At 73.4% G+C, this 25,930-nt stretch carries 14 protein-coding genes, 1 other RNA gene and 1 pseudogene; 4 read left to right on the plus strand and 12 right to left on the minus strand.

The genetic code is table 11. From position 1 onward, the window contains the following. Nucleotides 1–3 precede the first annotated feature (3 nt). From ACIQCJ_RS31180 to ACIQCJ_RS31195, 4 genes are all read right to left on the minus strand, one after another. Nucleotides 4–621, minus strand: coding sequence for an ABATE domain-containing protein (locus ACIQCJ_RS31180; protein WP_355342982.1), 618 nt, complete (start codon nt 619–621; stop codon nt 4–6). 108 nt (nt 622–729) lie between these two features. After that, entirely contained in the window at nt 730–1,905 is a 1,176-nt protein-coding gene (locus tag ACIQCJ_RS31185) for a uroporphyrinogen-III synthase (RefSeq protein ID WP_402713187.1), read from the minus strand. Nucleotides 1,906–2,396: 491 nt separating this feature from the next. Beyond that, nucleotides 2,397–3,401, minus strand: coding sequence for a helix-turn-helix domain-containing protein (locus tag ACIQCJ_RS31190; RefSeq protein WP_391117364.1), 1,005 nt, complete (start codon nt 3,399–3,401; stop codon nt 2,397–2,399). A 224-nt stretch (nt 3,402–3,625) separates the two neighbouring features. Then, a complete protein-coding gene (locus ACIQCJ_RS31195) occupies nt 3,626–7,537 on the minus strand; it encodes a S8 family serine peptidase (protein WP_402713188.1) in 3,912 nt (1,303 codons plus the stop codon). A 277-nt stretch (nt 7,538–7,814) separates the two neighbouring features. On the opposite strand from ACIQCJ_RS31195, the gene ssrA reads away from it, so the two are divergent. Next, nucleotides 7,815–8,184: a transfer-messenger RNA gene (gene ssrA / locus ACIQCJ_RS31200) on the plus strand. Between the two features lie 126 nt (nt 8,185–8,310). On the opposite strand, the gene smpB is transcribed toward ssrA, so the two are convergent. The 4 genes from smpB to ftsE form a co-directional block, all read right to left on the minus strand. After that, a complete protein-coding gene (gene smpB / locus ACIQCJ_RS31205) occupies nt 8,311–8,790 on the minus strand; it encodes an SsrA-binding protein SmpB (protein WP_355342970.1) in 480 nt (159 codons plus the stop codon). An 18-nt stretch (nt 8,791–8,808) separates the two neighbouring features. Next, nucleotides 8,809–10,092, minus strand: coding sequence for a S41 family peptidase (locus ACIQCJ_RS31210; RefSeq protein WP_401304952.1), 1,284 nt, complete (start codon nt 10,090–10,092; stop codon nt 8,809–8,811). Nucleotides 10,093–10,251: 159 nt separating this feature from the next. Further along, nucleotides 10,252–11,169 carry a permease-like cell division protein FtsX gene (ftsX, locus tag ACIQCJ_RS31215; RefSeq protein ID WP_188284085.1) on the minus strand — a complete coding sequence of 306 codons (918 nt, stop codon included), beginning with the start codon at nt 11,167–11,169 and terminating at the stop codon, nt 10,252–10,254. A 72-nt stretch (nt 11,170–11,241) separates the two neighbouring features. Then, a complete protein-coding gene (ftsE, locus tag ACIQCJ_RS31220; RefSeq protein ID WP_188284086.1) occupies nt 11,242–11,931 on the minus strand; it encodes a cell division ATP-binding protein FtsE in 690 nt (229 codons plus the stop codon). A gap of 331 nt (nt 11,932–12,262) precedes the next feature. Between ftsE and ACIQCJ_RS31225 the strand changes: the two genes are divergently transcribed. Next, the gene (locus tag ACIQCJ_RS31225; RefSeq protein WP_355342964.1) at nt 12,263–12,454 is read left to right on the plus strand and encodes a hypothetical protein; all 192 of its coding nucleotides are present in this window, start codon (nt 12,263–12,265) and stop codon (nt 12,452–12,454) included. A 143-nt stretch (nt 12,455–12,597) separates the two neighbouring features. Here ACIQCJ_RS31225 and ACIQCJ_RS31230 read toward each other — a convergent pair whose 3' ends face one another. The 4 genes and pseudogenes from ACIQCJ_RS31230 to ACIQCJ_RS31245 all read right to left on the minus strand — a co-directional run bounded on the left by ACIQCJ_RS31230 (nt 12,598) and on the right by ACIQCJ_RS31245 (nt 19,846). Further along, the gene (locus tag ACIQCJ_RS31230; RefSeq protein WP_402713189.1) at nt 12,598–13,227 is read right to left on the minus strand and encodes a hypothetical protein; all 630 of its coding nucleotides are present in this window, start codon (nt 13,225–13,227) and stop codon (nt 12,598–12,600) included. Between the two features lie 253 nt (nt 13,228–13,480). Beyond that, the gene (gene prfB / locus ACIQCJ_RS31235; RefSeq protein WP_355342958.1) at nt 13,481–14,599 is read right to left on the minus strand and encodes a peptide chain release factor 2; all 1,119 of its coding nucleotides are present in this window, start codon (nt 14,597–14,599) and stop codon (nt 13,481–13,483) included. Nucleotides 14,600–15,622: 1,023 nt separating this feature from the next. Further along, nucleotides 15,623–16,945: pseudogene (locus ACIQCJ_RS31240) on the minus strand (serine/threonine-protein kinase); the annotation flags it as partial. A gap of 1,212 nt (nt 16,946–18,157) precedes the next feature. Next, nucleotides 18,158–19,846 carry a protein kinase gene (locus tag ACIQCJ_RS31245; RefSeq protein ID WP_402713190.1) on the minus strand — a complete coding sequence of 563 codons (1,689 nt, stop codon included), beginning with the start codon at nt 19,844–19,846 and terminating at the stop codon, nt 18,158–18,160. 686 nt (nt 19,847–20,532) lie between these two features. Between ACIQCJ_RS31245 and ACIQCJ_RS31250 the strand changes: the two genes are divergently transcribed. Together ACIQCJ_RS31250 and ACIQCJ_RS31255 are read left to right on the plus strand one after the other, a co-directional pair. Then, nucleotides 20,533–23,799, plus strand: coding sequence for an FtsK/SpoIIIE domain-containing protein (locus ACIQCJ_RS31250; protein WP_402713191.1), 3,267 nt, complete (start codon nt 20,533–20,535; stop codon nt 23,797–23,799). Between the two features lie 524 nt (nt 23,800–24,323). Beyond that, the gene (locus ACIQCJ_RS31255; protein ID WP_355342949.1) at nt 24,324–25,724 is read left to right on the plus strand and encodes an extracellular solute-binding protein; all 1,401 of its coding nucleotides are present in this window, start codon (nt 24,324–24,326) and stop codon (nt 25,722–25,724) included. The last annotated feature ends 206 nt before the right edge of the window (nt 25,725–25,930 follow it).

Here is a 25,930-nt window from a genome sequence, read left to right on the forward strand (position 1 = left end):
GGGTCAGCCCTGGGGCGAGGTGAGAGTCCCGCGCGTGGTGGTGCGACGGCGGTGCCGGGCGACGCGCTCGCGGTTTCCGCAGATCTCGCTGCTGCACCAGCGGCGGCGCCGGCCGCGGGAGGTGTCGAGGTAGACCAGCGAGCAGTTCTCGCCCTCGCAGCGGCGCAGTTGCGTACGGGCCAGCGGGTCGGTCAGCAGCGCGACGGCGTCGCGGGCGACGGCCGCGAGCAGTCCCGCGGGCTCCGGGGGCGCGGCCAGCGTACGGATCAGGGCGCCGCCCTCGCCGGTGACCGCGCGCGGGGCGGGCGGGGCGGCCAGCGCCGTCGCGTTCAGCTCGGCGATGTCGGCGGCGGCGGGCCGCTCACCGGCGACCTCGGCGGTCACGACCCGGCAGACGACGGCGCGCAGGCCGCGGAATCCGCTCAGCCAGCCGTCGTCCACGGCGAGGTCCGGCCGCGCCGCCTCCCCGGGCGCGCGCGGCACCAGGCCGGTCCCGTACAGCCACGCCGCCAGCCGGTCGGGCGTGCCGAGCCGCTCCCGCTCGGGGCGGCCGGTGCGGGTGGCGACGAGATCGAGACACAGCCGGCCGGTGTCGAACCGTAGCGGGCTCGTTCCACTCATGGTCAGCCGCCTTCCCGCCCGCCCGTCACCTTCCCCCCAGGGTGCCCGGCGGCCGTCGCGGGGTCTAGGGCGTGTCAGGACCGCTGTGGCCGCGCTCGCCTGACCGGCTTACGGCGCCGAGCCGTATTTGTCGTCCGCGTGCGGGTCGAGGGAGAGCCGGTAGCCGCGTTTGACGACGGTCTGGATCAGCTGGGGGGCGCCGAGTGCGGTACGGAGCCGGGCCATCGCGGTCTCGACGGCGTGTTCGTCGCGGCCGGAGCCGGGCAGGGCGCGCAGCAGGTCGCCGCGGGCGACGACCCAGCCGGGGCGGCGGGCCAGCGCCCGCAGCAGGGCCATGCCCGCGGGCGGCACCGGCCGCAGCGTCCCGTCCACGACGACGGCGTGCCCGCGGATCTCGACATGGTGCCCGGCCACGGGCAACGGCCTTACGCGGCCGGGCAGTTCGCTGGCGATGAGCTGCACCAGCGGTCCCAGCCTGAAGCGTTCGGGGTGCCGGGTGGGCACGTCGTGGCCCTGGAGCGGCAGCGCGGTGACCGGGCCGACGCAGGCGGTCATGACGTCATGGCGGAGCGCCGCGAGGAGTGCGTCGCAACGGCCGCGCTGCCGGGCCCGGTCGAGGAAGGAGGCGGCGGCCGGGGCGCTGGTGAAGCTCAGCGCGTCGACCGACCGGGACAGGACGGCGTCGAGCAACCGGTCGACGGGCCCGAGGTCTTCGGGCGGCATCCAGCGGTAGACCGGCACCGCCACGACGGTCGCCCCGGCCGCCCGCAGCGACTCGATGAAGCCGGGCAGCGGCTCGCCGTGCAGCTGGACGGCGACGGTGCGGCCCTCGACTCCCTGCTCCAGCAGGCGTTCCAGGACCTCGGCCATCGATTCCGAGGCCGGTGACCACGCCTCGCGCAGCCCGGCCGCGCGCACCGCGCCGCGCACCTTGGGCCCGCGGGCGAGGAGTTCGACCGCACCGAGCCTGCGCAGCAGCGCCTCGCCCAGGCCCCAGCCGTCGGCGGCCTCGATCCAGCCGCGGAAGCCGATCGCGGTGGTGGCGACCACGATGTCGGGTGCGTCGGCGACGAGTCGCCTGGTGGTCTCCAGCAGTTCGGTGTCGTCGGGCAGCGGCACGATGCGCAGGACGGGCGCCCGCAGCACGACCGCGCCGCGCCGCTCCAGCAGCGCGGCCAGCTCGTCGGCTCTGCGGGCCGCCGTCACCCCGACGGTGAACCCGGCCAGGGGCGGCACCCCGCCGCCCCGGCCCGGATCGCTGTTCCTGGTCGCCTGCGCCTGCATGGCTCCGCCCCACTTTTGCTGGAGTTACGCGTGCCGGACGGCGGGCGGACCGTCCCTGATCCGCCGCCGCCCTCCCGGCCACCCCGCCGGAGCCGCATCGTCCCAAGACGGGGTGACGGGGTCGATTCACCGGGATGACCCGGATGTTACGGACGCCTCCGCCGCTCACACCCGCGCGCGGACGGCGGTCCCGGCAGGCGCCGTCCGCCCGGCCCCGCCCGCCGCCCGCGCCGGTCGCCGCAGGTATACGGCCCACGTGACGGCGTAACAGAGCGCGGAGGCGGCGAGGAAGGAGAACGAAGGCGGGGAAGGAGACGAAGGCGGGGGTGGACTGTCGGGCCCGACGCTGGAAACGGCCGCATGACCGCCCCGCGCCCCGAGGTGACACGAGCGCAACCATGCGCTCACCCGCGCCCGCGCCAGGCTGTGCGCCGGCCCTCGTGGGGGGGGAGTCGGGGCTGGGTGTCAGGTCTTGGTGCCGGGGCCGGGTCTCAGAGCCAGCCGCGGCGGGCCGCCTGCCAGGCGAGCTGGGTGCGGGTGGTGGCGCCCGCCAGTTCCATCATGCTCTGCACGCGCCGCTGGAGGGTGCGGCGGCTGAGGTTCATCTGGGTGGCTATCGCCTTGTCCGCGACCCCGGCGACCATCAGCGACAGCAGCCGCCGGTCGGTGGACGACAACGGGTCCGCGGGGCCGACGTCGGCCGCGCCGGTGACCGCGCCCGAGGCGTCGACGTGCAGCGGTACGGCGTCCTCCCAGTAGCGCTCGAAGAGCGCGATGAGCGCGTCGAGGAGGCTGCTGTCGCGGACCAGCGCGGTGGACGGTTCCTCGGGGCTGCCGTGCGGGCCGCCGGGGACCAGGGGGAAGATCGCCACCGAGCGGTCGGCGACGGCCAGCCGCAGCGGGAGGTGCGGGACGGCGCGGGCGATCTCGCCCTTCCGCACGGCCGCCGCGATGTTGCCGACGGCGCTCTCGTCGTCGAAGAAGTCCCGTTCGTAGAGCACCCGGTAGCGGACCCCGCGCTCCAGCGCGTCGAACTCGGCGGTGTTGCTGCCCGACGGCATCGCCACGTACTGCGCCTTGCAGAACCACAGCATCTCGTCGCGCGCGTCCGCCTGGATCTGCCGCAGCCGCTGGCGCAGCGCCTCCGCCCCGGTGATGACCTCGATCAGCAGCCCGGCGTCCCGGCGGCGCGCGGTGGCCCGGTAGCTCTCCAGCAGGTCGGCCGCCGCCGAGCGCGCCAGGTCCAGGGCGTCGGCCCGGTGCTTGAGCTGCGGCAGCAGCGCCACATCCGGCGGGTAGGCCCGGTAGCGCGGCGGCCGGCCGTCGGAGGCGCTGGCCATGGCCTTGGCGACGAGACCGGTCAGCGCCGACAGCGCGGTGTCCGGGCTCAGGCCCGAGTACTCCGCGATCTCCCGCGCCGAGGCGCTGTCCATCGTCACCAGCAGCCGGTACGCGGCCTCTTCGGCGTCGGTGATCCCGGCGGCCTCCAGGGCCATGGCACCCTCCTCGCGGGTACGGGGGCTGGGTGAGCAGCCACCGTACTACGAGCGGAGATCACCACCGCGGCCCGGCGAAGCCCGTGCCGGGAGCACGCGCCGGAACCACGTACCGGAACCACGCGCGCCGGGACCACGCGCCGGGGCGAGCGGGCACCCCACTGGCCCGCTCGCCCCGGCTGTCGAGGTGGCGTCGGATCAGCGCCACCGGCTCACGTGCCCGTTCACCCCCGCCACAGATACGCGCGGCGTACGGTCTGCCGCACCTGGTCGCCCGCGGCGTCGCGCGCGGTGACCCGCAGCGTCACGTACGCATCGCCCCTGGAGCGGGCCGACTTGGTGAGCCGGGCGTCGAAGGTGTTGTGACCTCGGCCGTCCACGCGCGCGCCGGTCCAGGTCCGCCCGTCGTCGTACGACGCCTGGACCTCGACCTTCACGCCGGTCGGCACGGCCGCCCCGTCCTGGGCGCGGACGGTGAGACCCACGGTGTGCGAACTGCCCTTGCGCACCGCGTTCCAGGCGTCGACCGGTACCGCGTAGTCGACCTGGAGCAGCGGCAGCAGCGTCGGTCGCGCCGCGGTGCCGGAGCGGAACCACCACGAGGTGCTGGTGTCGGTGGCGTAGCGCCACTCCGGGGAGACCCGTGAAGTCGCCACGTCCAGGCGGTAGTCGGCGGTGCCCGCGGGCACTTCGAGGTCGGCCCACGGGGAGTCGGCGGCGGCGATCCGCCGGCCGTCGCGGAAGAGCGTCGCCTTGGCGGAGTCGCCCTCGACGGGGGCGTCCTGCGCGCCGCTCGTGCCGGAGGACGTACGCGTGCCGGAGGCCGGGCTCGTACCGGCCGCCGTGCCGAAGCCGCCGAAGTCGCCGCCGACCGCCGCGCGTGCCCAGTGTCCGGCGCCGGAGTCGGTGAACTCCGGTATGCGCAGGTCGAGTACGTCGCCGTTGCGCACGCTCGGGTTGCGCGTGCCGCGCGGGATCGACGGCCGCACCACGGCCTGCTGCCACGCCTGGTCGGGCTGCTTGCCCGCCCGGTAGGTGGTGGTCGTGTCGACCATGCCGGCCAGCAGCGGCTGGTCGATGTCGAAGGTGGTCTCCTGGTTGACCCGGTGCATCCACCAGGTGCCGTTGGCGCTGACGTACTCGGTACGCGTCACGCCCGTCGGCACGTTCCGCGTCGCCTCCCACGCGAAGTTCTGGTACGGCCGCCACGCGAAGCGCTGCTCAGCGGCCCACGGGGCGCCGCCGTTCTCGGCGTACGTCGTCCTGATCACCGCGCTGTTGGCGGCGGTGACGGTGTGGACGACGCGCTGCGGGATCTGCTGCGTGGACGTCTGGAACACGTCGTACAGATACGGGCTGACCGCCGTGCCGCCGATCCGTACGGTGACGGTCTTCACCGGCTTCTTCGCCAGTCGCGCCAGCAGCGCGTCACCGGCCGCCTTCCCGATCCGTATCGTCGGCACCGCGTTGCGCTCGCCGGTCGGGTACCAGCGGGTCCAGCCGAAGTCGGAGAAGTGCACGATCATCAGTCCGCGCACGCCCGCCTTGGCCGCGGCTGCCGCCAACTCCCTTTCTCCCTCGCCGGATTCGTTGCGGACGACGGCCAGCTTGCCGCGCGCCCCGCTGAAGTCCGGCGCTTCCAGGGAGCCCGCGTCGACCGCCGTCAGATTCACGCCCTTGCTGTCGAAGAGCGGTGAGTACGAGGTGTAGTAGCTCTTCAGCCTCAGTCCCGTGCCCGGCGCCTCGGTGGTGAGCTGCGGCGCGGCGAGCTGCCAGCGGGAGGAGAACTCGAAGTCGCCGTCGGTGACCTTCGCGGTGGGGCTGACGTAGAGCTTGCTGAGGATGCCGGTGAAGAACTCCTCGCTCTCGGTGAGGCCCCTGCCCTCGATCTGACGGTACGTCTGGTAGTAGGGGATGCCGCTCTGTTCGGCGGGCCGCGGCGTACGGATCTCGACCTGCGTGGTCCTGCGGGCGTCCACGGTCACGGCCGTGTCCTTGGTGAGCCTCACCTCGGGCAGCACGACCAGCCGTTCCTCCATGCCGTCGTCCGTCATCTCCTGGAAGGACGCGCGGACTTGGTACGTGCCCTCTTCGAGGTCGGAGGCGGAGGTGCCCTTGCTGTCGCCCGACGGGTACAGCAGACCGCTCGCGCCCCAGATGCTGATGGTGGGGTGGGCCGGAGCGCCGTGCGCGTCGTAGGCGGTGACGGTCAGGGTGTGCAGCGGGCCGTGGGCGACCAGGCCGAGCGTGGTGTGGACGGCCGCTCCCGCCGTGCCCCCGGCCGGTGTCGCCGTCAGATAGCCGTAGTAGGAGCCGTACGTCACCTTGGCCGGGTCGAGGGTGAGGTCGGCGCGGGCGGTGCCGTGGGCGGGGACGGTGACCTTCGTGGCGGCGGCGGAACCGTCGCCGATCCGTACCGCGCCCGCGTTCACCGCCCGGCCGCCCGACGTCCTGAGCGCCAGGCCCAGCGTCAACGTGACCGGCGCGGCGGAGGTGTTGGTGTACGTGACCGGGTAGGTGGCCTTCGGGTCGGTCGCGTGGATGTCGCCGAGGAAGACGGTGCCGGTCGCGGTGAGCGTGCCGAGCGCCGCCGCCGACACGTCGATCCGGCCGCCGCCCTGGTCGGTCACGGCCTGCCCGTCCACGGTGTGCGCGGTGCTGATCAGCGCGTCCTTGAGTTGGCGCGCGGTCCAGTCCGGGTGCCGCTGCGCCAACAGGGCCGCGGCGCCCGCCACATGCGGGGTCGCCATCGACGTCCCCGACAGGCTGACGTAGTACGGGTCGACCGGGTCGCCGAGCGTCGTGCCGCTCGCGCGGGCCGCCACGATGTCCACGCCGGGCGCGGTGACATCGGGCTTGACGGCGCCGTCGCCGTAGCGCGGGCCGCGGCTGGAGAAGTTCGCCAGCGCGTCCTTGCCGTCGACCGCGCCGACGGTCAGCGCGTCGTCGGCGACGCCCGGGATGCCCACGGTCCGCTGCCCGTTCTCGCCGTTGTTGCCCGCCGCGACGACGAAGAGGGTGCCGCTGGCCTCGCTGATCTCGTTCAGCGCCAGGCTCATCGGGTCGGTGCCGTCGCTCTCGTCGTCGGCGCCCAGGCTCATGTTGACGACCTTGGCGCCCTGGTCGGCCGCCCACTGCATGCCCGCGATGACCTGCGAGTCGTAGCCGTAGCCGTCGTCCCCGAGGACCTTGCCGACCAGCAGGTTCGCGGCTTTGGCGACGCCCTTGCGGGCACCGCCAGAGGCCGCTCCCGTACCGCCGACGATGGACGCCACGTGCGTACCGTGTCCGAAGTGGTCGCCGGTGCCGGTCGGGCTCTCGGTGAAGTCCTCGGCCTTCGCGACGCGGTCCTTGAGATCGGGGTGGGTCTGGTCGACGCCGGTGTCCAGCACCGCGACCTTGACGCCCGCGCCCTCGTATCCCGCCTTCCACAGCGGGGGCGCGCCGATCTGGTCCATGCTGTCCGCCGCCGCCCGGACCCGGCCGTCGAGCCAGATCTTCGGGACGGCGGCGGCCTTCACGGTGTCGGCCGGCCCGGTGCCGGCCGCCGCGGTGCCGGTCTTCCCGGTGTCCGTTCCCGCGGGCACGATCTGCTGCCAGAAGGCGGCGAGCTTCGCGTCGGGGACGGTGAGGGAGTGGGCCCCGATGCTGCCCAGGTCATGGGTGGGGGCGCCGGGCGCGGCCAGCGCGGTCAGCCGGTCGGCCGCCGCTCCCCCGGACCCCGCGACGATCAGCGGCAGCGAGGCCCGGTGCTCCTCGTCGTACCGCTGCTCCACCAGCGCCGTCACGTCGAACAGCCGCCGGTCAAGCCGCCCCGACCGTACGAGGGGGTCGGCGTCCGACGGCAGCACGGTCAGCCGCCCGTCGGCGTCCGAGGTGTGGAAGACGACGCGCTCCCGTCCGGCGCCCGGCTCGACGGAGGCGGTGTGCCGGCCGTCCGCGGTCGTCGTCACCCGCACCCGGTCGCCGGTGATCAGCCGAACCGTGGCGGTGCTGTCGGGGGTTGTCCCCGGCTGTGCGCCCGATGTCGGTACGGGTTCGGCGCCGGGTACGGCGACGGCCGCGGTGGGTACGGCGGCGGAGACGGCCAGGATCAGCCCTGTCGACACGACCGCCGCGAAGCGGGTTCGTCTCATCGGTCCAGCCCCTTTCCATGCATGTGCACGCGATGCTGGAAAGAATCCGGTGGGGCCGGAGGGTGTGTCACCCGTTTCCGGTGGCACGGATGTGACGTGGCACAACGGCGCCACCCGCGCCGCCGCCCCCTCCCCGGTGACGGCCGGGTGGCCGCGCGCTTGCTCCCGGGCGTGCGCCGGGACACCCACGGGGGAATGCGCTGGCCCGTGTGACCGTTGATCCCGTACGATGGAACCAGCCGCCACCCTCGGGTGGTGCACCTTGAAAAATCAACATGGGGATGATCGGTTTCGACTGGGGATGTCGAAGCAGGGGAAGCGAGCCGAGGAAGCGGCAATGATCTCGTTAACCATATGTCGCAACCAATAATCGCCAACACCAAGCGCGATTCCTTCGCCCTCGCTGCCTAAGTAGCGACTTGCGAAGTGTCAGCCCGGGGGTGATCCCGACCCGGATCCTGGCATCATCAAGGGATCTAAACTTCTAGGGCCGGTCACGGGCCTCAGAAGGAAATCAAACAGTGACTGAGCCCGTCGGCAGCTTGTCCGCGTGACAGCCGGGGCCGAGAAAAGCACAGCGGACTGCGCTCGGAGAAGCCCTGATTCCGCACCACAGGACGCGGGTTCGATTCCCGCCATCTCCACCACCCCATGTGACAACGGCACCCTCCTTCGGGAGGGTGCCGTTTCGTCGTTTCAGGGCAAGCCGACGTCGTGACGTCGTGTCACCCGCGTCTCCCCCGGGCGCGTCGAGGCCGGCGGCCGGGGGCGGCTCAGCCGCGCTGTTTGCGGCGCACGGCCGAGATGGCGCGGTCGGACTCGCGGCGGTCCTGCTTCTCGCGCAGGGTCTGCCGCTTGTCGTACTCCTTCTTGCCCTTGGCCAGGGCGATTTCGACCTTGGCGCGGCCGTCCTTGAAGTACAGGGCGAGTGGCACGATCGTGTGCCCGGTCTCCTGGGTCTTGTGGACCAGCTTCTCGATCTCGGCGCGGTGCAGCAGCATCTTGCGGCGGCGGCGCGCGGAGTGGTTGGTCCAGGTGCCCTGGGTGTACTCCGGGATGTGCACGTTGTGCAGCCACGCCTCGCCGCCGTCGAGCTGCGCGAAGCCGTCCACCAGGGAGGCGCGTCCCTGGCGCAGGGACTTGACCTCGGTGCCGGTCAGCACGAGCCCGGCCTCGAAGGTGTCCAGGATGAGGTAATCGTGCCGCGCCTTCTTGTTCTGCGCGATCAGTTTGCGACCCGTCTCTTTTGCCATAACCGGGCCATTGTCCCACTAGGAGGGGGGTCCGAGGCCAGCGAATACCTCGTGACTCTCGGCGAGCGGGTCCTCACCGGAGGGGACGGTCACATCGGGGTCGATGCCGCGCCCGTCCACACTGCGCCCGTCCGGCAGCCGGTAGTGGCCGACGGTCAGCTCGGCGACCGACCCGTCGGGCAGCGTGCTGGGCATCTGGACCGAGCCCTTGCCGAAGGTGCGCGAGCCGATGACGACGGCCCTGCCGCGGTCCTGGAGGGCGCCGGTGAGCAGTTCCGCGGCGCTCATCGTGCCGCCGTCGACCAGGATGACCAGCGGGACGGTGGTGTCGCCGCCCTCGGCCGCGTAGAGGGCCTGCTGCTCGCCGTGGACGTCGTAGGTGGCGACGAGGCCGCCGTCGAGGAAGGCGGAGGCCACCGCGACCGCCTCGGTGACCAGGCCGCCGGAGTTGCCGCGCAGGTCGAGCAGCACGCCGTGCTCGGAGTCCCGTACCGCGTCGCGCACCTGGTCGCCGACGCCGAGCGTGAAGGCGTCGATCTTGACGACCGTGGGCGCGTCGGCGGACCGCGTCACGGTGACGGCGTCGGTGTCGAGCGTGGCGCGACGTACCGTGACCGTCCAACTACGCTGCGCCCGCTGGACTCCCAGCTGTACGACGCTGCCGGGGACGTTGTCGCCGCGCAGGTCCGCGACGACCTCGGTGACCGCGAGGCCGGTGCACTTGACCGGGCCGATGGTGGCCAGCAGGTCGCCCTCGCGCAGGCCCGCGCGGTCGGCGGGGCTGCCGGGCTGGACGCGGGCGATCTGGATCCGGCCGTCGTCGATCCGCCGCACGGACAGGCCGACGCCGACGTAGCGGCCGTCGAGCGCCTGTTGGAGGCCCGCGTACTCGCGGGCGGTGTAGAAGGACGACCAGCGGTCGCCGCTGCGGCTGACGAGCTTCGCGGCGGCGAGCGGGCCGACCTTGCCGTCCTGGATCTCCTCGGCGATCCGGCCGGTGTCGACGTGGTCGCCGTTCGTCCCGTCCGGCTTCGCCCGCGAGCCCGTCGGGGTCTCGGAGGCCGCGGGGGACGACGGTGCGGGCTCGCCGCCGTGGGCCGGGGCCGGCGGCTTGCCGTCGTCCTGCCGCCCGTCGGCGACCGGCGCGGCGGCGATACGGGTGGCGCGGGCGGCGGTCCGGGCGTCCGGCGCGGTGAGTCCGCTGGCCGCCGCACCGGTGGCCAGCAGAGTGCTGAACACCAACGTCAGAGTGGCCCCGCGGCGCAAGCGGCGGGGCGTCCCGAACAGCGACGGGCCGGACATGGCCGGAAGTCTAGGACAGAAACGGGCGGCATACGGATAGTTGCCGCTACCTCGGCGGGGCATGATCCGCAACCCGGTACACCGCCCCCCTGGGACCCGTCCCCCGCCGTACGGCCCCGCGATGGGCCCGGCGCGACGGCCGGGCCCGGCCCGCGGGCGTCAGACCTTCAGATACCTGCGCAGCGCGATGAAGGCGGCGATCGACGGCATCACGACGCCGATCAGCAGCACCAGCGGCAGCACCGCGACGACCGAGTCCCAGCCGAGGAAGGAGACCAGCGGGATCTTCTCCTGGAGCTTCAGACCCGCGTCGATCATGAAGTACCGGCCGCCGAGCAGCATTCCGCACGCCAGCCCCGCGCCCACGAGTCCGGCGAAGGCCGCCTCCATGATGAACGGCATCTGGATGTAGAAGCTGGAGGCGCCGACCAGCCGCATGATGCCGGTCTCTCTGCGGCGGCTGAAGGCGGACACGCGCACGGTGTTCACGATCAGCAGCATCGCGACGGTGAGCATGAAGGCCAGCACCACCCAGGCGGCCAGCGTCATACCGTTCAGCAGCGAGAAGAGGTTCTTCAGCACGGCCCGTTGATCCTCAACGGACTGCACCCCCGGACGCCCGTCGAAGGCGCTCGCGACGACGGTGAACTTCGTCGGGTCCCTGAGTTTGACCCGGTAGTTCTCCTGCATCTGGTCCGGGGTGATCGAGGCCGCGAGCGGGGAGCTCTTGAACTGCTCCTGGTAGTGCTTGTACGCCTGCTCGGCGTTCTCGAAGTAGACCTTCTCCACGATCGGGAGCTTTTCCAGGTCGGCCTTGATCTGGGCCTTCTGGTCGTCGGTGACGGCGCCCTTGGCGCAACTGGGCGTCGTCGACGCGTCGCCCTTGTTGCACATGTAGATGGTGACCTGGACCTTGTCGTACCAGTAGCCCTTCATGGACTTGACCTGCTTGTTGGCCAGCAGGGCGCCACCGGTCAGGGCGAGGGAGAGCGCGACGGAGATGATCACCGCGAAGGTCATGGTGAGATTGCGGCGGAGTCCTACGCCGATCTCCGACAGGACGAACTGGGCGCGCATGGTCTCTGGTTGTCCTTTCAGGGGGGTGGTGACTACTGCTGTACGGCAGTACGTACGCCGTACGCGCGGCTCTCAGTGTTGGTAGCCGTAGACACCGCGCGACTGGTCGCGCACCAGCCGCCCCTTCTCCAACTCGATGACGCGCTTGCGCATCTGGTCGACGATGTTCTGGTCGTGGGTGGCCATCACCACGGTCGTGCCGGTCCTGTTGATCCGGTCCAGCAGGCGCATGATGCCGACCGAGGTCTGCGGGTCGAGGTTTCCGGTCGGCTCGTCCGCGATCAGCAGCATGGGCCGGTTGACGAAGGCGCGGGCGATGGCGACGCGCTGCTGCTCACCGCCGGACAGCTCGCCGGGCATCCGGTCCTCCTTGCCCGCGAGGCCGACCAGGTCGAGCACTTCGGGCACGGTCTTGCGGATGGTGCCGCGGGCCTTGCCGATCACTTCGAGGGCGAACGCCACGTTCTCCGCGACCGTCTTGTTGGGCAGCAGCCGGAAGTCCTGGAACACGGTGCCGAGTTGGCGCCGCATCTGCGGCACCTTCCAGTTCGACAGCCGGTTGAGGTCCTTGCCGAGGACGTGCACCATTCCCGTGTCCGTGCGCTCTTCGCGCAGGATCAGCCGCAGGAAGGTCGACTTTCCCGAGCCGGACGAGCCCACCAGGAAGACGAACTCACCCTTCTCGATCTCCAGCGAGACGTCCCGAAGTGCAGGACGGTTCTGCTTGGGGTAGGTCTTGGTGACGCTGTCGAATCGGATCACGTTCGCACCAGGTTTGCGGGGACGGGTGGACAGGGGATGTGGGGGCGACACTACGCGACCGAGCCAGGGGTGCGCAGTCGCCGGGGAGGGTTGGTGGGCTTGCCCACAGGGCACACGCGGACAAACCCGTCATTGACCCCTTACACCTCAGCGCGGCCGGCCGCCACCGGAGGTCCGCTCCCCCGCCCGCGCCGCTCTCGCGGACCCCGCCGGAGCCGCCGTACGGGCCGCCGGTCCACCGGGGGCCGCGCCGAATCCGGCGGAAGCTGGCACAGTGGAACAAGGAACACTTCGGCCTCCCGGGGCGTTCACCGGACGAGGAGGAGATCGCATGACGTGCGACCGGCTGGTGTGCGCCAACTGCGCGGGTCCGGTGAGCGAGGGCCGCTGCCCCGTCTGCCGGGCGAACCGCGCCCGCCTGGAGCGGGAGAATCCCTGGTCCAACATCTCCCCCGCGACCTTGATAGCCCTGCTCGTGGCCCTGCTGACGGTGGTGCTCGTGGTGGAGCACGCGACCGCGTAGAGCAGTCCCGCGGGCGGCACGTGAGAAATACGTGAGAGGTACGTCACATTCACGAGTGGGCGAGCTGAGACAGCACGGAGGGCCCGGAACGCATCGCGTTCCGGGCCCTTCGTCGTGCGCGTCAGGTGCGGTCGCGCGGCGCCTCAGGAGGCGTCGCGGCGCTCCTTCAGGCGCGGGGCCAGCTTGAAGCCGACGCCGCCCGCCACAAGGGCTGCGGCGCCGATGAGCATGTACGTGGTGCCGTCGGAGCCGGTCTCGGCGAGCTGCTGCGTCGTCTGGCTCTGCGGGACCTGCTGGGTGTTGTCGGTGCCGGGGTTGTTGTTCCCGCAGTCGACGCTGTCACCGGTCAGGGTGCAGGTGTTGTTGTTGCCCGTCGCGCTCGGGCTGACGCTGGGGCTCGGCGAACCGCTCGGACCGCCGTCGTCGCTGCCGCCGCTGACACCGGCGATGGAGCCGGGCGCGGTCGTCGGAGGCGTGGTGGGCGGAGTGGTCGGCGGCGTCGTGGGAGGCGTCGTCGGCGGGGTGGTGGGGGGCGTGGTCGGCGGCGTCGTGGGAGGCGTCGTCGGGGGCGTGGTCGGCTCGTCGGTCGGCGGCGTGGTCGGCTCGTCCGTCGGGTCCGTCGTGGGCGGGTCCACCACCGCGGCGGCCGACGGCGGCGCGTCGCTGCTCACCGCCGCCTGAGCAGCCCCCGCCACGGTCAGGGACGCACCGGCCGCGATCACCGCGACGGCCGCCACGCGCGTGACGCGTACCCTCGTGCTCTGCTTGGTCATGTCTCAACTACCCCCGGTAGACGTCGGCTTGAAGCACGCGCCGCTGCGGGCACGGTCGATTACGCCGCTTTCGCGCGCATGCCGGACATCACCTTTGTGGCATTCACCGGGAGCGTCAAGGTCATTAAGCGCAAAGTGCCCCAACTGTCCCGTCTTGCCCGGCACTTCAGCACACGTCTGTGACACGGCAGACAGATGGGATCAAGGCAACGGCCGTACGGCGGGGCCGTATCACGCGGTGGCCTTCTCCCGATTACGCGGTGGCCTTCTCGCGGGACTTGCGCCAGCGGATGCCCGCCTCGATGAAGCCGTCGATGTCGCCGTCGAGGACGCCCTGCGGGTTGCCGACCTCGTACTCGGTGCGCAGGTCCTTGACCATCTGGTACGGGTGCAGGACGTACGAACGCATCTGGTTGCCCCAGGAGTTGCCGCCGTCGGACTTGCCGAGGGAGTCCATCAGGGCCTGCTCCTCCTGGCGGCGCCGCTCCAGCAGCTTGGCCTGGAGGACGTTCATCGCGCTCGCCTTGTTCTGGATCTGCGAGCGCTCGTTCTGACAGGAGACGACGATGCCGGTCGGGATGTGGGTGATCCGGACCGCGGAGTCGGTGGTGTTGACGCCCTGGCCGCCGGGGCCCGAGGCGCGGTAGACGTCCACGCGCAGCTCGGACTCGTCGATCTCGACGTGGTCGGACTGCTCCACGACCGGCAGCACCTCGACGCCCGCGAAGGACGTCTGGCGGCGGCCCTGGTTGTCGAAGGGCGAGATCCGCACCATGCGGTGGGTGCCCTGCTCGACGGAGAGGGTGCCGTAGGCGTAGGGGACCTTGACGGTGAAGGTGGTCGACTTGATGCCGGCCTCCTCCGCGTACGAGGTCTCGTAGACCTCCGTCGGGTAGCCGTGCCGCTCGGCCCAGCGCAGATACATCCGCTGGAGCTGCTCCGCGAAGTCGGCGGCGTCGACACCGCCCGCCTCGGCGCGGATGTTGACCAGCGCCTCACGGGCGTCGTACTCGCCGGACAGCAGGGTGCGGACCTCCATCTCGTCCAGCGCCTTGCGCACCGACTCCAGCTCGGCCTCGGCCTCGGTCTGCGCGTCGGCGTCGTCCTCGCTCTCGGCCAGCTCGAAGAGGATGGACAGGTCGTCGATCCGGCCGCGCAGCGCCTCGACCTTGCGCAGCTCCGCCTGGAGGTGGGAGAGCCGGCTGGTGATCTTCTGCGCGTTCTCCGGGTCGTCCCACAGGGACGGCACCGCGGCCTGCTCCTCCAGCGCGGCGATGTCGGCCCGCATCCGGTCGAGGTCGAGGACGGCCTCGATCGACCCCATGGTCGAGGACAGGGACTTCAGCTCTTCGGAAACATCGACGATCGCCACGGCTCCAGCCTACCGGCTGGTCGAGCGGACCCGCCCCGGCCGGGAGCCCGCCGGCCGCCGGGAGGGCCCGCGATCCGGTGCCGGGCGGGCCGGATCGCGTCAGATGTGGGCCGTGGTGCGGGTGAGGGTGCCCGACGGCGTCCTGGAGTACAGCTCCAGGGTGTGCGCGGAGGCGGCGGCGCCCAGGGCCGCGTCGGTGGGCGCGGTGAAGGGCGCGGTGGCCCAGTCGCCCTCCAGCGAGGCGGCGTCGCCGTCGAGCGCGGCGGCGGCCTGGGTGCCGGGCGTGAAGGCGAAGAGCCGGCCCGAGGCGGCGACCGCGTCGGGGCGCGCGGAGGTGTCCAGGCCCTTGATGACCTCGCTGGGCCGCCAGGCGCCGCCGGAGTACGGCAGCCGCAGCACGGCGCCGTCGGCCTTGCGGACCACGAAGGCGTCCAGGGAGCCGCGGGACCGGGAGATCAGCGCGGGGGCCGAGGTGATCCGGCCCGCGGTGGGCACCAGCGCCCACGCGTTCCAGCGGTCGCCGACCAGCGAGGCGGTCACCAGGTCGCCGCCGACCCGTCCGACCAGGTCGATCCGGCCGGGCTCCGAGGACGCGGCGGCGGGCGCCGCGTCGAAGCGGGTCCGCTCGTCCACCTGCGACCAGGCGTTCCAGTAGCCGTCGGTCAGCGTGCGGCGGTAGAGCAGCCCGTCGGTGCCGAGCCCGAACAGGTCGATCCGCCCGGCGTGCGCGGACGCCACCGCCGGGTCGTCGTCCACGCTTATCCCGGTGAGCTTGTGCCACGCGCCGTAACCGGAGCCGTCCCGGATCACGTACCAGACGTTCTTGTCGGCGCCGCGGGCGAAGACGTACGTGGCGCCGTCCATGGTCAGGGCGCGCGGGCCGCCGAGCAGCTTGACGCCCGCGGCCGGTACGTCCTTGTACGACGACCACTGCGGGAGCGTGACCGGCGCGCCGGTGCGGCCCTGCGGGGAGGCGGCGCCCGCGGTGGGCGCGGTCGGGGTGCCGCGGGTGGCGGTCGGCGTCGGGCTGGGCGGGGCGTCGTCCCGCGAGGTGCCGCCGGAGTCGTTGCCCGAGCCGGAGCCCGCGGTGGCGATCCCCCAGCCGCCGATGCCCGCGACGGCGAGCGCGGCGGCGGCCGCGGCGGCGAACTTGATCCGGCGCTGGCGCACGGCGTCGGAGACCGCGCGGTGCCGGGGGCTGGCCGGGCGGCCCGGCGCCGAGGCGCGGCGCTGGCTGTCGCGGGCCGCCTTGCTGCCCTTGCCGTTGCGGGAGGCGGCGCCGTAACCGGCCAGCTCCTCCGCCGTGGGCAGCTTGATGCTGGTGTGGGTGTCCCGGCTGGAGTCCGGCGCGGCGCCCCTGACCAGCGGTACGGCGCCGCGCGGGCGGTCGGCGCCGGGGCCGCGGGGCGGTTCCGGGGCACCGGGCGGCAGGTCGGCGAAGCCGTCGTCGTACGCGTCCTGGTCGTCCGCGCCCGGTCCGCCGTCGTCGGTGCCGGGGGCGGCGACGTCGAGCGCGGGCAGGCCCGCGAGGTGCGGCAGCAGGTCCCTCAGCCGGGTGGCCAGCTCGCCCGCGGTCAGCCGCGAGGCGGGCGCCTTGGCCAGGCAGGCCGCGAGAATCCGCCACAGGTCGTCGGTCAGACCGGGCAGCGGCGCGACGGTCTCGGTGACGTGCCGGCGCAGCACCGCGCCGGGGTGTCCGCCGCCGAACGGCGTGAATCCCGCGAGGAGTTCGTACAGCACGGTGGCCAGCGCGTAGATGTCGACCGACGCGCGCGGCGGCAGGCCCTCGATGATCTCCGGGGCCAGGTAGTCGGGGGTGCCGATGATCCGGGTGGCACGGGTGCGGCGCGGGGTGTCGACCAGCCGCGCGATGCCGAAGTCGGTGAGCAGCGCGGGCGGCGCGCCGCCGGGGCCCGTGGCGACGGCCGAGTCCAGCAGCACGTTCTCCGGCTTCACGTCGCGGTGGACGACGCCCGCCGCGTGCGCGGCGGCCAGCCCGTCCGCCACGTCCGCGGCGATCGCGACGGCGGCCTCCGGCACCAGGCGCCGCTCGCGTTCCAGCCGCGAGCGCAGGTCGGTGCCGCGGACCAGGTCCATCACCAGGGCGAGGTCGGTGCCGTCCACCACGAGGTCGCGGATGCCGACGATGTGCGGATGGTCCAGGGAGAGCAGCGCCGTGCGCTCCTGCACGAAGCGGCCGACGAGGTCCTGGTCGGAGGCGAGGTCCTCGCGCAGCAGCTTGATGGCGACCGGGCCCTCGGGGCCCTCGCCGAGCCACACCGTGCCCGCGGACCCCCGCCCGAGCACCTGGTGCGCGGTGTACCGGCTGCCGATCTTCCTGGCCAAGGCTTGCTCCGACTCCTCCGACAGTCCGTCGTGTTGGCGACAAAGCTACGCGGATCAGGGGCCGTTCGGGGTACGCGAGCCCCCTCACGCGCCGTTCCGCCACAGAAATCACCCTCCAGAAGTCGACAAATCCCCACCCCAAGCACCCCCACCGGTGCAAGGGTGCCTCGCCGAGAGGGCACCGCCTTCGGAGGTGGGTGCGGGGGGGTGGGGCGGGGGTGGGTGCCGGGGGAGGTGGGTGCGCAGGGGGGTTCGCCGCTGGGGCGCGGGTGCGGGTGCGGGGCGGGGGTTCGCCGCCTGGGTGCGGCTGCGCAGGAGGGTTCGCCGCCAGGTCACCGCCGCGCAGGACGGTTCGCCGCTGGGGGCCAGTTGCGCGAGAGGCTGCGCCCCAAGGTCGCCGCTACGCAGGAGGGTTCGCCGCTGGGGTCCGGTTACGCAGGAGGCTGCGCCCCTGCGGTACGGCTGCGCAGGTGGGTTCGCCGGTAGCCATGGAGCCGAAGGGCGCGCCGGTGTTGAAAAGGAGAACGCGCACAGTGACCGAGGAACGAGGGAACGAGCACGATCGACTGTCGACACCGGGTCTAAGCGCCCGGAGGCGGAAGGGCGGCAAAAAAAGGGGATCGGGGTGCGCATAGAAAGGACGGCTCCCCCGCAGGGTGAGGATGCGCGAGGCGGTTCGCACCACGGTGAGCCCACACAGGACGGCACCCGCGCAGGGCGAGCTTGCGCGAGACGGTTCGCACCACGGTGAACTGGCGCGAGACGGCACCCACCACGGTCAACTGACCCCGGAGGGCACGCACCCCACGGCGACCTCTCGCGAGACGGACCCACCCACGGCGAACACGTGCGTGTGAGCCGTCCTGCGTGAGCCCACCGTGCGGGGAACCGCCTCGTGCATGCTCACCGTGCGTGGGAGCCCTCTTGTGTCAGCTCACCGTCCTTCCCCTTTTTTTGCCGCCCTCTCGCCTCCGGCGGCTTAGATCCGGTGTCGACGGTCGATCGTGCTCGCTCCCTCGTTCCTCGGTCGCTGTGCGCGTTCTCCCTTTCAACACCGGCGCCGCCTTCGGCTCGCTGGCTACCGGCGAACCCCACCTGCGTAAACGCACCCCAGCGGCCAACCCCACCGCGCAGCGGTGCCGTAAGGGCGCAGGCCCTGCGTAAACGCACCCCCGGCGGCGCACCCCCTCGTCAACCGGCGGGCGGAGCCCGTTAGTTGCCGTTGGAGTCGCCCGTGATCGAGGAGATTTTGTCGTAGACGGTGCTGACCCAGCCGGAGGAGGCGTCCCAGAGGTTGCGGGTGCTGTTGACCCAGTCGGGGAGGGGGGTGGTGTACCAGACGACGACGAAGATGACGACGATCACGAGGATGACGGTGAGGCAGCCCTTGAGGCAGCCGAGGCCCGGGATCTTCATGGGGTTGGCGCTGCGCTGGCGGGGCTCGCGTTGGCGGGGCTCGGGCGCGGGGGCGGGCGGGCGCTGGGGCTCGTAGCGTTGCGGCTGCGGCTGTTGGTAGCGCGGCTGTGGGGGCTGGGGGCGCTGCTGCTGGGGCTGCTGGTACGGCTGCGCGTAGCCCTGCCCGCCCTGCTGCCCCCGACCCTGGCCCTGGCCCTGGCCCTGCCCCTGCCCCTGGTGCGGCTGGCGCGGGGGCTGTGGGGGTTGGGGCTGGGGGCGGCGGCGCGGCTCGCGGCGCAGGGGGTCCTGTTCGGGGGAAAGGTAGCGCAGCTCGGTCTGCTCGTTGCGGTGCCGCAGGGCGCTGAGCTGGGATTCCCACGGGTGCGGGCCCTGGGGGGTGCCGGGGCCCTCGTCCGGGATGGGCGGCAGGACGCGGGTGCCCTCGGCGGCGGCACCGCCGGGGCCGGGGTCGCCGGGCAGTTCGGTGGTGGAGGCGTTCGGGTCGTAGGTGGAAGGCGTCGCGCCCTGGCGGGAGGGCAGCACCTGGGTCGGCTCCGCGTCGCCGGAGGCGGAGGCGGAGCCCTGGCCGGTGCCGGGGACCAGCGTCGGCGTCGCGTCGGGCGCCAGGAGGCCGCCGACGGCGAAGGCCGCCTCGGCCGCGGCGGGCGAGGAGTGCACGCCGATGCCCGCGGCGACCACGCGCAGCGCGCGGGCCAGGTTCTCGGCGCTGGGCCGCTGCCCCGGCTCCTTGCGCAGACAGCGCTCTATCACCGTCCACAGCGGTTCCGGCACGGTCGTGGGGCGGCGCGGCTCCTGGTTGAGGTGCGCCTGGAGCACTTCGATGGCGCTGTCGCCGCGGAACGGCGGACGCCCGGTGACCAGCTCGTACAGCAGGATGCCCGCGCCGTAGACGTCCACGGCCGAGGTCTGCGGGCGGCCCTGCGCGGACTCCGGCGCGATGTAGGCGGGGGTGCCGACGAATTCGTGGGTACGGGTGAGGCCCGGCGAGTCCGCGAGCCGCGCGATACCGAAGTCGGTCAGCATCGGGTGCATCTGCGGATTGCCGTCCTCGCCGGTGACCGTGGCGAGCAGCACATTGGCGGGCTTGAGGTCGCGGTGCACGACGCCGTCGGCGTGGCTGGCGGCGAGCGCGTCGGCGACGGCCGCGGTGAGCAGTGCGGCACCGACCGGGCTGAACGGCCCGTTCTCCCGCAGGTAGCGGTGCAGGTCGGGGCCGTCGATCAGGTCCATCACCAGGGCGAGCAGATCGCCCTCGACGACCAGGTCGCGGACCCGGACGATGTGCGGGTGGCGCAGCCGGACCAGCACGGAACGCTCGCGCAGGAAGCGCATCACCACGTCCGGGTCGCCGGCCAGCTCTTCCTTGAGCACCTTGACGGCGACGGCGCTGCCCTGCTCGCCGCGCACCTGGCCACGCCAGACGGTGCCCGTGGCGCCGCGTCCCAGCGGTTCCTCCAGGAGGTACTTGCTGCCTACCGGCCGCACGTCATGCGCTCCCTGCTCCGTAGTGTGTCCGCCCTGACCATGCGCGCCGCCGGCACGTGCGCGGCGGTGCTCATGGCCGTACTCATGGCGGGCTCGCCCTGATTCCGGCCAAGCGTAGTGCCGCCGGGCGGACCCGCGTCCTGGCCGCGCCACGGGAATCGGCCCGTGCCGCGTTCCGTCCGGCGTTCCGTACCGTGCCCGGTGTCACGCCCACGACCCGCCGCCGGCCCGCCGTCGGCCGGACGACGGCCCGGCGAGGGCCCGCGGAGGGTCCGGGAACGCCCGAGAACGTCCGAGAACAGTTGTCCGACCTAGGACGCGAGGACCGGGCTGTTGGTTGCGTCACGTGGTGTCACGGGCATGTGCCGTGGCGCGCGGTGAATCGCGCACGGAGGGCCCGCGCCCGGTTTGTGGCGGCGATCGGCCGCGAGCGGCGGCTTTCCGGTCGGATGCGGCGCTCTTTCCGGACGGTTTCCGTCGCGGGATGATCATCTGCCGTACTTTCAAGATCACTCGGGGCGGGACCGGGGACGGGGTGTCAGTGGCGGGTGGGAGGATGCACCCGTACGGTCCGGTTGGGGCAACGGGGGCTCCACCGCTCGTGCTTGTACGTGTCGACGCGCCCGCGCGCGGCCGGGGAGGGGACTTCCCGCCGCGGGTCAGGGCAGAAGGGGAGCGCGGACGAGATGCAGATCCGGCTGACCGTCCTCGGGCCGCGCAGCGGTCGGGCCGTGCGCGCCTGCGACGTGCTCATCACCGCGCCCGCGGGGACCACGCTGGGCGCGGTGGCCGGTGCCCTCGCCTCCGCGGCCGGGTCCGGGCAGCCGGGCAGGTCCGCCGGGTCGTCCGTCGCGCTCTTCGCCGGGACGCTGCGGCTCGCGCCGACCACGCCGCTGGGCGTGCCGCCCCTGGTGGACGGCGCCCTGCTCTCGCTGCACGCGCCCGCGGAGCAGCGCGGCGGCCATGTCGCGGACCACGGTCAGTACGGCCGGTTCGGGCAGTACGGGCAGCCGCCCGCCGAGACGGCCAGGCTGCATGTGGTCGGCGGCCCCGACGCGGGCGGTGTGCACCTGCTCCAGGGCGGCCAGGCCAGGATCGGCCGCTCGGCCGACGCCGACGTGCCGCTCGACGACCCGGACGTCTCGCGTCTGCACTGCGAGGTCGCCTTCGGCGCGGACGGGCTCATCACCGTCGCCGACCTCGACTCGACCAACGGCACCACCCTCGCCGGGCGGCCCGTCGGCCCCCGCCCCCTCGCGCTGCCCCCGGGCGCCCTGCTCCGGATCGGCGAGTCGACGCTCCGCCTGGAGTCGGGAAGCCCCACCGGGCCCTCCGCGCTCGCCGCCGAGCCCGACGCCGACGGGCACCTGCGCGTCTCGCTGCGCGAGCCCTCCGCGCCGCTCCCGGTCGCCGACCCCTCGTCCACCGTCACGCACGGCGCGGGCCTGGCCCTGGGCGCGGCCGTCGACGCAGGCGCGGGTGCCGCCACCGGCCCCGGTGCCTTCGGCGGTGCGCGGCCGGACGGCCTCCCCGGCGCGGGTACGTCCGGCACGGCGCACAGCCGTCCCCCGGCGGCGCCCGAGGCCGACGCCTACGGCCGTACGCCCGGCGCCCCGTACGACGCGCCCGGCGCCCCCGCCGACGTGTACGGCGACGACGGCGACGAGGACGACGCCCCCCTGGGCAGTGGCCGCCGGGCCACCGGTGAGCGCCGGGCGCCCGGATTCGACAGCGCGCGGCGCCCCGGTGGCGGCGGCGTCGTCGGGTCGATAGGGGCCTGGGCGCGGCGGCGGCTCGGCGCGGCGAAGGGTGTCGCGGACGACGGGGACGGCGGGGAGGCCGAGGCGCTGCGGGAGCGGTGGCCCGATCCCGCGGCCGTCCTGCTGACGGCGCTGGGCCCGGGACGGCGGCTGTGGGAGCGCGGTCCCGGCCATCCGGACGCGCTGACCGTACGGCTGGGGACGGCGGATCTGCCGTCCGAGGACGGGACGCGGCTGCTGACGGCCGTGCCGTTCACCGTGGACCTGCTGGCGCCGCGGACGGCCGCGCTGACCCTGACCGGGCCCCGGCCGCGGCTGGCGGGTCTGGCGCGCGCCGTCCTGGCGCAGCTGTGCGCGCTGCACTCCCCCGCCGCTCTTGAGCTGGTGATGCTGAGCGCCGACCGCGCCCGCACCGCCGACCAGCGCGCCGAGGAGTGGTCCTGGCTGAACTGGCTGCCGCATCTGCGCCCCGCGCACGGCCAGGACTGCCGGCTGCTGCTGGCCTTCGACCGGGACCAGGCGGACGCGCGCACCGGCGAGCTGGCGCGCCGTCTGGAGGCGGGTCCGCTGGGCGCGGGCTGGGCCGCCGCGACCCCCGAGGCGGCTTCGGCGGCGGCGGCCTCGTACGAAGGGCCCTTCACGCTCCTGGTGGTGGACGGCGATCCGGGGTCCACGACGCTGCGGCAGACCGTGGCGCGGATCGCCGTCGCCGGCCCCTCGGTCGGGGTGCATGTGCTGTGCCTGGCCGAGAGCGGTGAGCGGCCCGCTGTGGACACCGGGGTGGTGGCCCGGCTTTCGGGCGACGTGGCGACGACGCTGCGGATCGAGCCCGCGGGCCCGGCCGCCGCGAGCGCGCCGCCGGAACCGGCCGCCGACGAGATCGTGCTGGACGCCGTGTCGGCCGCGTGGGCCGAGCATTTCGCGCGCGCCCTGGCGCCGCTGCGCGAGGCCGACGGCGAGGTGTCCGGCGCCCGTTCGCGGCACGCGCTGCCCGGCACCGTACGGCTGCTCGACGAGCTGGACCTGGCGCTGGCCACGCCCGCGAAGATCGCCGACCGGTGGGCGGCGGCCCCCGCGGCGGTCGGGGCGGCGACGGCCGTCCTGGGCGTCGGCGCGGGAGGCCGGGTCGCGGTGGACCTGGTGACCGAGGGGCCGCACGCGATGGTCGGCGGCGCGCCGGGCTCGGGCAAGACGGAGCTGCTGCGGTCGGTCGCGGCGGCGCTCGCGGCGGGCGACCGCCCCGAGCGGCTGTCCCTGGTGCTGGTGGACGGGGCGGGGCAGGACCGCGGCGAGGGCCTGCGCGCCTGCGCCGACCTGCCGCATGTGAGCACGCATCTGGTGGCCTCGGACCCGTTGCGGATGCGGGAGTTCGCGCAGGCGCTCGGCGCGGAGCTGAAGCGGCGCGCGGAGCTGCTCGACGGGCAGGACTTCGCGGCCTGGCACGGGGACCGGCTGGTCGCCGCGACCGTGCCGCACCAGGGCGGCCCGCACCAAGGCGGCCGGTCCGACGGGCGGAACGAGGCGCGCGCCGGTGAGACGGGGGCGCGCAAGCCCACCGGTCAGGGCGCGGTGACGGCGCGGACCCAGCCCGTGCTGCCCCGGCTCGTGGTGGTCGTGGACGACTTCGACGAGCTGGTCGCGCCCGGTCTCGGCAGCACCGGCAGACCGGCGGCGGGCAGTGTCGTCCGGGCGCTGGAGGCGGTCGCCAGGGAGGGCGCGCGGCTCGGTGTGCACCTCATCGCGTCGACCGGCCGCCCGGAGCGTACGGCGGCCACCGAGGCCGACGAGCGGTCCCGGCTGCGGATCGCGCTGCGCATGCCGGACGCGGAGTCCGCGGCGCTGCTGGTGCATGTCGAGGACCCGGCGGGGCTCGACGACACGGTGCCGGGGCGCGGCTATCTGCGGCGGCCCGGCGGCGCGGTGACGGCGTTCCAGGCGGGCCGGGTCAGCGGCCGTATCCCGCGTACGGCGACGCTCCGGCCGACCGTCGTGGCGCTGGAGTGGGAGCGGATGGGCGATCCTCCGGCCCGCCGCCAGGTCCGCGAGCTGGGCAACGGCCCGACCGATCTCGCCCTGCTGGCCAGTGCCTTGCAGCGGGCGGCGGAGTCGGCGCCCGAGGAGGCGGGCGCACGCGCCGCGGAAGGCGCCGCGTCCGCGAGCGCGCCGGGTTCCGCCCCCGGCCCGCTGATCTGACACCGCGCGCCCGTCGGACGGCCCGTCGGACGGGCATCCCGCCGAATCCGCCCGTACCGACGCGTCGGAAGCGTCCGAAGCGTCCGCGCGCGGATTTCACGCGGATGCCCTGATCCTGCCCCGTCCGCCAATTCGTACCCGCACGGCGATCCGATTCCGTCCGGCGGGCGGAAACCGTCATTGGTCTGAACCGGTCGGGTGGCCGACGGCGGTCAACTGGCCCGCGTCAGACGGCTGATCTGCGATGTTCCTACGGTCATCGCGCACGCCGTCCGTCGATTCTCGTGCGGATAGGCCGATTTGACGGGGCGTTGGCCAACCCCCCGTCATGCGGCACACCCGTGCCCCGGCATTCGGGAGGCGCGTGACGGACAAGCGGCGATATTCCAACCGCCGTCCCTGTTAAAGCGTTTGGCTCAAGATCACGTCATGGTCACGATAGCTGTCACGGAGCCCCGTACTCCCTTGCGGCTGGGGTTCGCGAAGGCATAGGACAGACGCCACGGGACTGAGGGGATGGCCAGATGCGTACGCTGAAGAATCCGCGCACCAGCCGAAACAACCGCACTACGCGCATAGCGCTCGCCACAGTGACGGCGACCGCGCTGGCGTTGACCGCCGCCGCGTGCGGCGGTGACAGCGACAAGAAGGACGACGGCGGGAAATCGCCGAGCGCGTCCGCCACGAGTTCCGCCTCGGGGGTCAAGCTGCCCGATCTGCACGGGCAGAAGCTCGAAGTGGCCGCCGTGTGGACGGGGCCGGAGCAGAAGAACTTCCAGAAGGTGCTGGACGAGTTCGACAAGCTCACCGGAGCGAAATCGACGTTCGTCCCGACCGGCGACAGCCAGTCCACCTTCCTCGGCACGAAGATCGAGGGCGGCGCCCCGCCGGATGTCGCCTTCCTCGCGCAGAACGGCGTACTGCACCAATTCGCCGACAAGGGCTGGCTGAAGCCGCTGGGCCCCGAGGCGACCGCGCAACTCCAGAAGAACTTCTCGCCCGGATGGCAGAAGCTCGGGGCGTGGAAGGACAAGCAGTACGGCATCTACGCGAAGGTCTCCAACAAGTCGCTGATCTGGTACAACAGCGCGGCTTTCGAGACCGCGGGCGCCTCGGTGCCCAAGACCTGGGACGACTTCCTGAAGACCGCGGAGACCGTCTTCGAGTCGGGCACCGCGCCGGTCTCGGTGGGCGGCGCTGACGGCTGGACGCTCACCGACTGGTTCGAGAACATCTACCTCTCGCAGGCCGGACCCGAGAAGTACGACCAGCTCGCCGCGCACACCATCAAGTGGACCGACCCGTCGGTGAAAGACGCGCTCACCACGCTCGGGCAGCTCTTCGGCAAGAAGGACCTGCTCGCGGGCGGCAACAGCGGCGCGCTCGCCGCCGACTTCCCGAAGTCGGTGACGCAGGTCTTCACCGGCAACCCGCCGGCCGGCGCGATGGTCTACGAGGGCGACTTCGTCTCCGCGTTCATCGCCGCCAACACCAAGGCGAAGGTGGGCACGGACGCGAAGGTCTTCCCGTTCCCCGCGGTGGGCAGCGGCAAGGCGCCGGTGGTCAGCGGCGGTGACGTGGGCGTGGCGCTGAAGGACAGCCCGGCCGCGCAGGCGCTGCTGACGTACATCGCGACGCCGGAGGCGGCCAAGATCTGGGCGCAGGGCGGCGGTTACCTGTCGCCGAACAAGTCGCTGGACTTCGCGGCGTACCCGGACGACGTGCAGCGGTCCATCGCGCAGGCGCTGATCGCGGCGGGCGACGACTTCCGCTTCGACATGTCGGACCAGGCTCCGGCCGCCTTCGGCGGGACCAAGGGCCAGGGCGAGTGGAAGGACCTCCAGGACTTCCTCTCCAAGCCGTCCGATGTCGCGGGCGTGCAGGCCAAGCTCGAGGCGGACGCCGCCAAGGCGTACGGGAACTGAGGCGAGATGCCCCCGATGGCTGACTCCGCCGCGGGGGCGGGAGGCGGGGGGCCCCCCGGGGGGGGGGGGGCCCCCCCCCCCCCCCCGCCCCCCCCCCCCCCCCCCCCCCCCCGCCCCCCCCCCCCCCCCCGGCGCCCCCCCGCCCCCCCCCCGGTGTCCTCATCCGGATGGCCGGGGTTCCTGGGCCCGGATGGCCGGGGTTCCTG

Origin of the sequence: Streptomyces sp. NPDC093221, assembly GCF_044753885.1 — a bacterium.
In the GTDB taxonomy this organism is placed as follows: domain Bacteria; phylum Actinomycetota; class Actinomycetes; order Streptomycetales; family Streptomycetaceae; genus Actinacidiphila.

Coding starts and splice junctions, on each gene's coding strand:
- ACIQCJ_RS31185 (WP_402713187.1), bottom strand. CDS start 1,905: ATGCAGGCGCAGGCGACCAGGAACAGCGATCCGGGCCGGGGCGGCGGG.
- smpB (WP_355342970.1), bottom strand. CDS start 8,790: ATGGCAAAAGAGACGGGTCGCAAACTGATCGCGCAGAACAAGAAGGCG.
- ftsX (WP_188284085.1), bottom strand. CDS start 11,169: ATGCGCGCCCAGTTCGTCCTGTCGGAGATCGGCGTAGGACTCCGCCGC.
- ACIQCJ_RS31210 (WP_401304952.1), bottom strand. CDS start 10,092: ATGTCCGGCCCGTCGCTGTTCGGGACGCCCCGCCGCTTGCGCCGCGGG.
- ACIQCJ_RS31250 (WP_402713191.1), top strand. CDS start 20,533: ATGCAGATCCGGCTGACCGTCCTCGGGCCGCGCAGCGGTCGGGCCGTG.
- ACIQCJ_RS31180 (WP_355342982.1), bottom strand. CDS start 621: ATGAGTGGAACGAGCCCGCTACGGTTCGACACCGGCCGGCTGTGTCTC.
- ACIQCJ_RS31230 (WP_402713189.1), bottom strand. CDS start 13,227: ATGACCAAGCAGAGCACGAGGGTACGCGTCACGCGCGTGGCGGCCGTC.
- ACIQCJ_RS31190 (WP_391117364.1), bottom strand. CDS start 3,401: ATGGCCCTGGAGGCCGCCGGGATCACCGACGCCGAAGAGGCCGCGTAC.
- ACIQCJ_RS31255 (WP_355342949.1), top strand. CDS start 24,324: ATGCGTACGCTGAAGAATCCGCGCACCAGCCGAAACAACCGCACTACG.
- ACIQCJ_RS31195 (WP_402713188.1), bottom strand. CDS start 7,537: ATGAGACGAACCCGCTTCGCGGCGGTCGTGTCGACAGGGCTGATCCTG.
- ACIQCJ_RS31225 (WP_355342964.1), top strand. CDS start 12,263: ATGACGTGCGACCGGCTGGTGTGCGCCAACTGCGCGGGTCCGGTGAGC.